The 9,749-nt window shown below is 70.3% G+C and carries 8 protein-coding genes; 2 read left to right on the top strand and 6 right to left on the bottom strand.

Translation table 11 applies throughout. The features are described 5' to 3' along the window. Together ON43_RS42845 and ON43_RS28050 are read right to left on the bottom strand one after the other, a co-directional pair. A partial coding sequence (locus tag ON43_RS42845) for a DUF6542 domain-containing protein (protein WP_051179366.1) occupies positions 1 to 807 on the bottom strand: 807 nt, incomplete at its 3' end. Between the two features lie 117 nt (positions 808 to 924). After that, positions 925 to 2,109, bottom strand: a complete 1,185-nt coding sequence (locus tag ON43_RS28050) for a DNA recombination protein RmuC (protein ID WP_051179365.1) — start codon at positions 2,107 to 2,109, stop codon at positions 925 to 927. Between the two features lie 244 nt (positions 2,110 to 2,353). Between ON43_RS28050 and ON43_RS28045 the strand changes: the two genes are divergently transcribed. Continuing rightward, positions 2,354 to 3,694: an exonuclease SbcCD subunit D gene (locus ON43_RS28045; RefSeq protein WP_083913781.1), complete on the top strand. Its 1,341-nt coding sequence runs from the start codon at positions 2,354 to 2,356 to the stop codon at positions 3,692 to 3,694. 22 nt (positions 3,695 to 3,716) lie between these two features. Further along, positions 3,717 to 6,932, top strand: a complete 3,216-nt coding sequence (locus ON43_RS28040; RefSeq protein ID WP_040812239.1) for an AAA family ATPase — start codon at positions 3,717 to 3,719, stop codon at positions 6,930 to 6,932. Positions 6,933 to 7,064: 132 nt separating this feature from the next. Here ON43_RS28040 and ON43_RS28035 read toward each other — a convergent pair whose 3' ends face one another. The 4 genes from ON43_RS28035 to ON43_RS28020 all read right to left on the bottom strand — a co-directional run bounded on the left by ON43_RS28035 (position 7,065) and on the right by ON43_RS28020 (position 9,743). Then, entirely contained in the window at positions 7,065 to 7,340 is a 276-nt protein-coding gene (locus ON43_RS28035; RefSeq protein ID WP_040812237.1) for a DUF2277 domain-containing protein, read from the bottom strand. A gap of 47 nt (positions 7,341 to 7,387) precedes the next feature. Continuing rightward, complete coding sequence (locus ON43_RS44410; protein ID WP_040812235.1) at positions 7,388 to 7,906, bottom strand: methylated-DNA--[protein]-cysteine S-methyltransferase; 519 nt, start codon at positions 7,904 to 7,906, stop codon at positions 7,388 to 7,390. Further along, entirely contained in the window at positions 7,903 to 9,435 is a 1,533-nt protein-coding gene (locus ON43_RS28025) for an Ada metal-binding domain-containing protein (protein ID WP_040812233.1), read from the bottom strand. Before ON43_RS28025 ends, ON43_RS44410 begins: the two co-directional genes overlap by 4 nt. 68 nt (positions 9,436 to 9,503) lie before the next feature. Then, entirely contained in the window at positions 9,504 to 9,743 is a 240-nt protein-coding gene (locus ON43_RS28020) for a YbdD/YjiX family protein (RefSeq protein WP_063712642.1), read from the bottom strand. Positions 9,744 to 9,749 lie beyond the last annotated feature (6 nt).

Below are 9,749 nucleotides of genomic sequence, written 5' to 3'. Positions count from 1 at the left end.
GGGTGCGGCGGCCGGGTCGGGGTTCTGCGCGCGTCGGCGGCGGCCCTCGGGGGCGGCGGGATTGCGCTCGGCGGCGGACTGATCCGACTCCTGGGCGCGGCGGCGACGGCCCTCGCCGGGCTGTCGGTTCGCGCCCACCCGCGGCGGCCCGGCGGCGACCCGGCCGGTGGCGCGGCGGGACGGGCGGGCGGTCTCGGTATCGGGCGCGTCGCTGTCGGCGGCGGTGGTGGCGGTCCGGCCGGCACTGAAGCGTCGTCTGGCAGGGTCCTTGGAATCGGCGGAGCGGGTGCGCTGGGCGCGGGCGCCGCCCGGGCGGGTGGCACGGGTGCGGGGGCGGCGGGGCTCGTCACCGCTCGATCCGGCCTTGGCCTCGCGGCGATGCAGGGCGATGCGGACGCCGCCGATGATCAGGACCAGCACGGTGGCCAGGGCCATGGTGGGGAAGCGATTCACCAGGGGGATGGCCAGATTCAGCAGGATGTCCTTCAGCTTGAAACTGCCGGCGGACCCCAATAGGAGCTGGTAGCACAGCGGCACCGCGAGGAACATCAGCAGCGGCGGCAGCACCAGCGCGGTGAACACACCCCGGTAGCGGACCGCGAGCACGGCCAGCACGCAGCCGATCACATAGAAGGTCGCGAAGGTACCGGTGAGGTCGTCGCCACCGCGCGCGTCGATCAGGAACCCGATGAAGGTGCACGTCACAGCGATCAGGACGGCGGCTCCGGCCGGGACGCCGGGTACCGACGGCAGGATCGAACGGTGCGACGGGGGCACCTCGGTTCGCTCGCGTTGGGTAACTGCCACGTCAAGCACACTAAGGCATATCGGTGTTTCGCGAGGCAGGCGACATCACGCGGGTACCTGGAATCGCACGAACCAGGCGATAGCTATGGCGCGGCTGCGCCGAGACCAAGCGGTTGCTCAGGCATCACCCCCGTCGCTGCCGAAGCCGGATTCACGCCCGCCACCGAGCCCGAATTCGCCTCCCGCGAAGCCGACCGCGCGCGGCCAGGATTCGACCGGACGGATGTCCGGTACCGGTGCGTCCGCTACGTCCAGATCGTGGAGTTTTCGGGCGGTGACCATGACGCGTGACTCGACCGAGGCGACCGTGTGGTTGAAGGCGTCGACCGCCTTGCCGAGCTGTGCGCCCAGCCGGTCGAGGTGGCGGCCCGTGGTGCCGAGGCGGGTGTAGAGCTCGCGGCCCAACTGCTGCACCACCGCCATGTCCTCCGAGATCGCCTCCTGCCGCCAGCCCAGCGCGACCGTGCGCAGCAGCGCCATGAGGGTGGTCGGTGTCGCCAAGACCACATTGCGACCGAAGGCGTATTCGAGCAATCCCGAGTCGGTGGTCAGTGCCGCGTCCAGGAACGGATCGCCGGGGACGAACAGCACCACGAATTCGGGGGACGGCTCGAAGGCCGCCCAGTACTCCTTGGCCGAGAGCTGATCCACATGGTTGCGCAGATGCCGGGCGTGTCGGGCCAGATGGCCGTCGCGCTCGCGCGGATCCTCGGTGGCGGCGGCGTCCAGGTAGGCGGTGCAGGGCACCTTGGCGTCCACCACGATCTGGCGGCCGCCGGACAGCCGCACCACCAGGTCCGGGCGCACCACGGTGTCGCCGCGGCGGGTCACCTGGGTGTCGAAATCGCAGTGCTTGGCCATGCCGGCCAGCTCCACCACGCGCTCCAGCTGGATCTCGCCCCAACGTCCGCGCACCTGGGGCGCGCGCAGGGCCGCCACCAATTGCCCGGTCTGCGTGGACAACTGGTGCGAGGTCCGCTGCATACCCGCGACCTGTTCGCGCAGACCGGAATACGCGTTGATGCGGTTGTGCTCGACCTGCTCGATATGGCGGTTCAAATTGCCCACCGCCTCGCGCAGCGGTTCGACCAGCGAGCCGATGGCATGCGACTGCCGCCGCGCCGCGTCCTCGCTGGCGGCCCCGAGTGATTGCCGCAACAGCCGCTCGTTGTCCCGCATGGCCGCCAGCCGCGCCTCGGCCACCGCCGCCCGCTGTCCCGCCCGCGCGGCATGCCCGAGCCAGCCCAGGGCCAGGCCGGATACGAACACCAAAAGCAGCGCGAACAGCATCGGTGCGGTCATGGCACGAGATAGTGCCCTAAGCCACCGACAAGGTTGGGTAGCCACGGCGCGCGGGCGCGGCGTATGCCAGGGCGACAACTGATTTCGAGTCGGTCCGGGTAACTCACCGGGTACGTCCTGAATCGGTGTCGTTCCTGACCGCCGGCACGGGTGCGAGGCGGGCTACGGCTCTTTGCCGTCCGCTGAAGATGCGGGGAGGCGGTTCAGGTGAATTTGTCGGGGCAATCGCCTAGCGTTCTTCGGCATGCGGATCCTGCACACCTCCGACTGGCATATCGGTCGCACCTTTCACGGTGTCGACCTGTTGGCCGATCAGGAGAGTTCGCTGCAGGCCATCGCGGAATTGGTGGCGGCCGAGGGTGTCGACGTGGTCGTGCTGCCGGGGGACGTGTACGACCGTTCCATTCCCAGTGCCGATGCGATCGCGGTGTGTAATCGGGGATTCGAGGCAATTCGGGCGGCGGGGGCGGCGATTGTCGCGACGTCCGGCAATCACGACTCGCCCACTCGGCTCGGTGCGCTCGGGAGTTTCGCGGCGGCGGGCGGATTGCATTTGCGCTGCCGCATCGCGGATGTGGCGCGGCCGGTGCTGCTGTCCGATGAGTTCGGGGAGATTGCCTTTTACGGCATTCCGTACCTGGAGCCGGAGATCACGCGGGTGGAATTGGGCGTGCCGCAGGCGCGTTCGCATGCCGAGATTCTGGACGCGGCCATGGGGCGGGTGCGCGCCGATCTGGCGGAGCGGGCGGGGACGCGGTCGGTGGTGCTCGCGCACGCGTTCGTGATGGGCGGTGAGGCCACCGGGTCGGAGCGGTCCATCTCGGTCGGCGGGGTGGAGACCGTGCCGCAGTCGGCCTTCGACGGCATCGACTATGTGGCGCTCGGGCACCTGCACTCACCGCAGACGCTGTCGGACTCGGTCCGGTATTCCGGTTCGCCGCTGCCGTATTCGTTCGGTGAACGCTCGCACCGCAAGGCGGTCTGGATCGTCGATCTCGATGCCTCCGGGCTTGCCGAGGTCCGGCGGCACGAGCTCCCGGTGGTCCGGGGTCTGTCCCAGCTCGTCGGCCCCCTGGAATCGCTGCTGGAGTCCCCGGAGCACCTCGAGGCCGAATCCCACTACGTCTCGGCCACGCTCACCGACGAGGCGCGCCCGGTAGATGCGCTGCGCCGCCTGCGCGAGCGCTTCCCGCACGCCGTCCACGTGGAATGGCAACGCCCGGATGGCAATCCGGAACTGCGCTATCGCGAGCGCGTGCACGGCCGCCGCGATACCGAGATCGCCCAGAGCTTCCTCACCGACGTTCGCGGTGCGCCCACACCCGGCGAAATGACCTGGCTCGAACGCGCGCTGGCCGCTGCCACGCGCGAAAAGGATGGGCCGGTGCGGATTTCCGCTGAGGAGCTACGTCCGGCAGATCCGGAACCGGTGCCGGTGGATGCCGTCAGCGCCGCCGGATTCGACGGATCCGTGCGCGGCGCGGATGCCGCCGAGGCCGATGCGGCGTTCGGGTTGTTCGATATGGCCGAATTCGGGCTGGAGTCAGGCGAATCGGATGGTGCGGTCGGCGGGTTGACCGCGTGAGTGTCGGTGAAGGGAGCGCCGCGTGCGGCTGCATCGGTTGGAGCTGACGGCGTTCGGGCCGTTCGCCGAGACGGCCGTGGTGGATTTCGACGAGCTCGGGGCCGATGGGCTGTTCCTGCTGCACGGGCAGACCGGGGCCGGGAAGACCACGGTGCTCGACGCCATCGCCTTCGCGCTGTACGGGAAGGTGCCGGGTGCGCGCGAGGAGGGCAAGCGGCTGCACTCCGATCACGCCGACGAGCAGACCGCGCCGCGGGTGTCGCTGGAGGCCACGGTCGGTGGTCGGCGGCTGCGGCTGATCCGGTCGCCGGAATTCCAGCGGCCCAGTAAGCGCGCCAAATCCGGCTGGGTGAAGGAGAACGCGGCCGCCACCCTGGAGTGGCTCGACGGGCGCGGGCAGAACCTGTCCCGCATTCCCGATATCGGCGATGAGGTGCTGCGCCTGCTCGGCATGAGCGCCGACCAGTTCTTCCAGGTGGTGCTGCTCCCGCAGGGCGACTTCGCGCGATTCCTGCGCGCCGACAACGAGGATCGCGAGAAGCTCCTCGAAAAGCTCTTCGACACCGAACGTTTCGGCACCGCCGAGCAGTGGCTCACCGATAAGCGCCGCGCCGCCACCGCCGACCTCGACACCCGCAAGCACGCCGTCGACCGCCTCATCGCCCAGGTCGGCACCGCGGCGGGCCTGCCCGCCACCGAGACCGCGAGCCCCCTCGAATCCGTCGGCTGGTCGCAGTCCCTACTGGCCGCCGCCCGCACCCACGCCACCGACACCGCCGCCGAACTCGCCCAGCGCCAAAAGGATTCGGCCAAGGTGCGTGCCGCCGCCGAAGCCGAGCGCCGCCGCCACGACCTGCACCGTCGCCGCGCCGCGGCCCAATCCCAACTCGCCGACTTCGCCGCCACCACCGACCACCGCGCCACCCGCCAATCCGAACTCGACCGCGCCCGCCGCGCCGAACCCGTAGCCACCGCCCTCGCCGAGGCCCGCGCCGCCGCCGTCACCCTCCGCCGCCGCACCGAAGACGCCACCCGCGCCGCCGAACAACTCGCGGACCGCCTCCTCGAACCCGCCACCGCCGAACTCCCCGGAACAGCCTGGGCCGCAGCCGATCTGGCCGAGTCCGAACTGGTCGGCACGTCGCTCGCCGCCGATCTGGCCGAGGTCGAGGAGTCGGTTGCTGATGCGGCCGAGCGCGGTCAAGGGCCCTCTGACCACCGTGGAGAGGTTCTCCCCGACGGTCGGCGCGCGCCGGGCGGACGACCTGCGGAGCGCGGTGCGGGACTGGAGTCGGCCGTACAGCGTTGGAGTGCGCACATCGGTGCTCTGGACGAGGTGCGGGGCGATGCGGACTCGGCCGCCCAGCTGACGCGTGACCTGGCCGGACTGCGCAAGGAACAGGCGGATCTGGACGGACGGGCGGCAAAGCTGGCCACGCGGCTGGCGGAGTTGCCGGAAGCCATTGCCGGGGTGGAGGTTCGGTTGCGCGGTGCCGCCGATGCGGTCGCCGCGCTGCCCGGGCTGGAAGCGGAGTGTTTGCGATTGCGGACGTCCGCCACGGCGGCCGTCGAGCTGGAACGCAAGCGTGGGGAGCTGTCCAAGGCCGGGGCCGCGTTCGAGCAGGCGCGGGCCGCGCATCAGGAGGCGTGGCGGCGAACGCAATTGTTGCGGGAGCGGCGGATGGCCGGGATGGCGGCCGAGTTGGCCGATGGGCTGGTCGAGGGGGAGCCGTGCGCAGTGTGTGGGTCTGTCGCGCATCCGGATCCGGCGCAGCCCGCCGAGCATGCCGTATCGAAGGCGGACGAGGATGCCGCGTTGGCGGGCGAGCGGAAGGCCGAGGCCGACCGCGAGCGGGCGGGGCAGCTGGTTGCCGAGCTGGAGCGGGCCATCGAGGTGCTGGTCGAGCGCGGTGGCGATGTGGACAAGGCGGAACTGGCCGCGGCGCTGGATGATTCGACACGGAAATTGACCGAGGCCAAGCGGGTGGCGGGGTTGGTCGATGGGCTCACCGCCGAGCTGAACAAGCTGCGCGCGGATCAGACGCGGGTGCAGGACGAGGTGCGTGAGTGCGAAAGCCGTTCCAGTGCAACGTTGGAACGGATCGTCGCTACCGATCGGCGGCTGGCCGAACTCACCGAGCGGCTGCTGGCGGCGGCCGGTGCCGACGGGACCGTGGAGCGGCGGCGGGCGCGGCTGGCGGCGCTTGTCGAAGAGGCCACTGCCGTGCGTGAGGCGAGGGTCGAGGCGGCCACCGCGCGCGAGCAGGTCGCGGCGGCGGCCGTGAGGGTCGAAAAGCTTTCGTACGAGGCGGGTCTGGTGGATTCCGCGCCGCCGGTGATGGGGGAGTCCGGGCCCGATTACGGAGTGCTCGGCGAATACGCCCGCGCGGTCGACGCGGCCTCGCGTACGGCCGCACAGCAGTCGGCCATCGAGGAGGAACTCGTCCAGGCCGACCGTGCGCGTGCACACGCCGAGGCCGTGCTGGCCGAACCGGAGATCCGAGCGGCCGGCGATGTCGAACCCGGGAACCTCGACGCGTTGGAAAGCGCTGTGGCACACGCGGAATCGGAGCTGAATCGGTCCGTCGCCGCCAATGCCGAGGCGACCCGCCGCGTCGACGACCTCGAGAAGCTGTGCTCCCAGCTGTGGGCGGCTGTCGACCACATCGCCCCGCTGCAACGCGCCCACGACGAGCTCGCCCGCCTCGCCGAGGTGGTCGCGGGCCGTGGTGAGAACAGCCGCCGCATGTCCCTGCGCTCGTATGTCCTGGCCGCCCGCCTGGAAGAGGTCGCCCTCGCCGGTTCCGTCCGCCTGCGCCGAATGTCCGGCGGCCGTTACGAATTCGTCCACACCGACGCCGCGGGCCCGCGCGGCCGCCGCGGCGGCCTGGGCCTCGACATCCGCGACGACTACACCGGCGCCATCCGCCCCGCCAAAACCCTCTCCGGCGGCGAGACCTTCATGGCCTCCCTCGCCCTCGCCCTGGGCCTCGCCGACGTGGTCTCGGCCGAATCCGGCGGCCTGGTCATGGACACCCTCTTCATCGACGAGGGCTTCGGCAGCCTGGACGCCGACACCCTGGACGCCGTCATGGGCGTCCTCGACGACCTGCGCTCCAACGGCCGCGTAGTGGGCGTGGTCAGCCACGTAGACGAAATGCGCCAACGCATCCCCAGCCGCCTCCACGTAATCCGCGGCCGTACCGGCTCCCGCCTCGAAACCTCGATCAGCGCGTAGACCGGTGGGCTGAGCGCCCGGTCGAAAGTTCTCCCCGTCATTCCGGCGTGTTTTTGGCCGGAATCCACCCGGCAAGCATGGATCCCGGCCAAAAGCATGCCGGGATGACGAGCGGAACTTCTGCTGATGCGCTTAGTTGATGCGGGAGTAGCGGATTTGGGCTCGGGCCTTGGCCTTGGCGGCCTCGACTTCGCGGTCCTTGGGTGGGGCGGTGGTGGTCAGGCCGGCCAGGAGGCGGGTGGTCGCGGCGGCTACCTCTTCCACCGCGAGGTCGAAGGCTTCCTGGTTGGCCTGAGAAGGTTTGGTGGTTCCGCTGATTTTGCGGACGTATTGGAGGGCGGCCGCGTGCACCTCGTCCGGGGTGGCCGGCGGCTCGAAATTGTGCAGGGTGTGGATGTTGCGGCACATGGTTGCGAGGGTACGCCGGGGGTCTGACGCGGCCGGTCGGGAAAGGGTCAGAGGGCTTCGTGGTCGAGGAGCCAGCGTTTGACCGGGAGGCCGTAGCGGAAGCCGCCGAGGGTGCCGTCGGTGCGGAGGACTCGGTGGCAGGGAACGAAGAGGGCGGCGGCGTTGCGGGCGCAGGCGTTGGCGGCGGCGCGGGTGGCTGCCGGGCGGCCGGAGACGGTGGCGAATTCGGTGTAGGTGATGGGGGTGCCGGCGGGGACCTTGCGGAGGATTTCCCAGGCGTGGGTGAGGAAGGGGCCGGAGGCCTGGCGGACGGTGATGGCGTCGATGGCCGTGAGATCGCCCTCGTGATAGGCCGCGATGGCGCGGGAAACCGGGCCGAGAGAGTCGCGTTCACGCAGGGCACCGGGGCGGAGGGTGGGGTGGATGAGCACGCGCAGGGCCTCCGCGTCGGCGCTCCAGCCGGAGGCCAGGACCGCTCCGTCGCTGTCCACGATGGCGGTGAAGGGACCCGCGGGTGTGGTCGAGGTGGTGAAATCTGCTGTGGTGGACGGGTTTTCGAGGCTCACTGCGGTGTCCTCCGGGTAGGGGATGTCTTCGGGCCGCCGTCGGCCGGATGGGCGAGGGCGTATTTCCACAGGTGCATGGTGAGGTACGAGCGCCACGGCGAGAAGCGGGCGGTGTCGGCGAGGTCGATGCCGAGCAGTGCCGCACCGCGGCGGACGACCAGGTCGGAGTGCAGGAGTACGTCCGGATCGGCGAGCAGGCGCATGGTGACGTAGTCGGCGGTCCAGGGGCCGACGCCGTCCAGGGCCAGCAGGTCGCGGCGCAGGTCGGAGGCGGTGCGGCCGGAGTGCAGCACCAGATCGCCGGTGGAGATCGCCTTGGCCGCGCCGACGATCGCGTCCACCCGCCGCCCCGGCCCGGTCAGCACCTCGGAGCCGTGCTCGGCAATGGCCTCGGCGGTCGGGAACAGGTGCGGGATCGGCCCGGCGATGGTCTCGCCCAGCCCCTGCACCAGTCGCGCGGTGTGCGTATTGGCCGCCGCCACCGAGATCTGCTGCCCGATCATGGTGCGCAGCAACAACTCCGGGCCGTCCAGGCAGCCGGGCACCCGAATGCCCGGGGGCAGCGTGATGCCGCCGCCGTCGCCCGAAACATGCGGGTGCAGTGGGCTTCCCGCCATGCTCGCGGTCAGGGCTTCGTCGATGCCGACGGGATCGGCGTCCAGGTCGAGGAAGTGCCGGATGCGTGCCACGGTGGGCGCGAGATCGCGCATGTCCTGCAGCGATAGTGAGGCACGCACGTGACCGGGTTGAATGGACAGTCGAATGGTGGTGTGCCCGTGCGGAGTTCGCAGGCTGCGGGTGTAGATCCCGTTCTCCCACAGCTCCAGTCCGGGCACGGTGTGCGCGGCGAGGAACCATTCCAGCCAGGACTGGTCGAGCGGCTCGCGATAGGGGAGCCGCAGCGTGAGCAGCCCGTTGGTGGCGGGCAGCGTATCGCCGTTGCGGCGGCGCGATTCCTCGCGCAGCGTTGTCGGGCTGACCGCGAACACCTCGCGCACCGTGTCGTTGAACTGCCGGATGCTGGCGAATCCCGCCGCGAACGCGATATCCGACATGGACAGCCGCGTGGTCTGGATCAGCAATCGCGCGGTGTGCGCGCGGTGCGCCCGCGCCAAAGCCAGTGGGCCCGCACCGAGTTCGCTGGTCAGCACGCGGGTCAATTGACGCTGGGAGTAGCCCAGAGCATCGGCCAGCGCGGGCACCCCGCCGCGTTCGATGACTCCGTCGCCGATCAATCGCATGGCGCGGGAGGCCAGGTCGGCGTTGGTGTTCCACTGCGGCGATCCGGGCGCGGCATCGGGCAGGCAGCGCCGGCAGGCGCGAAAACCGTGCTGCTGCGCGGCCGCCGCCGTGGGCAGGAAGGTGACGTTGGTCCTTTTCGGCGTGATAGCCGGACAGGAAGGGCGGCAATAAATTCCGGTAGTGCGCACCGCGGTCACGAAATGCCCGTCGAACCGAGCATCCCGGGTTGCCACGGCGCGGTAGCAACGCTCGAAATCCAATTCGTTCGCACTCACGGAATCCACCATGTCAGTCCCGCGCGCCCGCCGCTAGCGGGAAATGGCCATGACCGTCGGCGGAAATCCGCCAACGCGATCTAGCAGCAGCGATTGCCCGGATTCTTGGTGGCGGCGTCATGCCGGTCGCGCCAGTAATCCCGCTCGCTGCGGATCTCGCAGCCCGGGTGGTGCAGCCGCTGATGCTGGACATAGCGCTGGTAGTCGTTGCCGCCCAGGATCGAGTTGAACCACCAGACAATGGCTTTCAAGGCCCGGACAAGGGCGAGCCCCGCCGTCCGCAGCAGACCTGCGGACGGCGGGGCATCGTGGATACTCATCGCGAC

This window comes from Nocardia concava NBRC 100430 (genome assembly GCF_000308815.1).
Taxonomy (GTDB): Bacteria; Actinomycetota; Actinomycetes; order Mycobacteriales; family Mycobacteriaceae; genus Nocardia; species Nocardia concava.
Note: the sequence above shows the minus strand (reverse complement) of the source record. Positions and strands in the feature narration are given on the sequence as shown.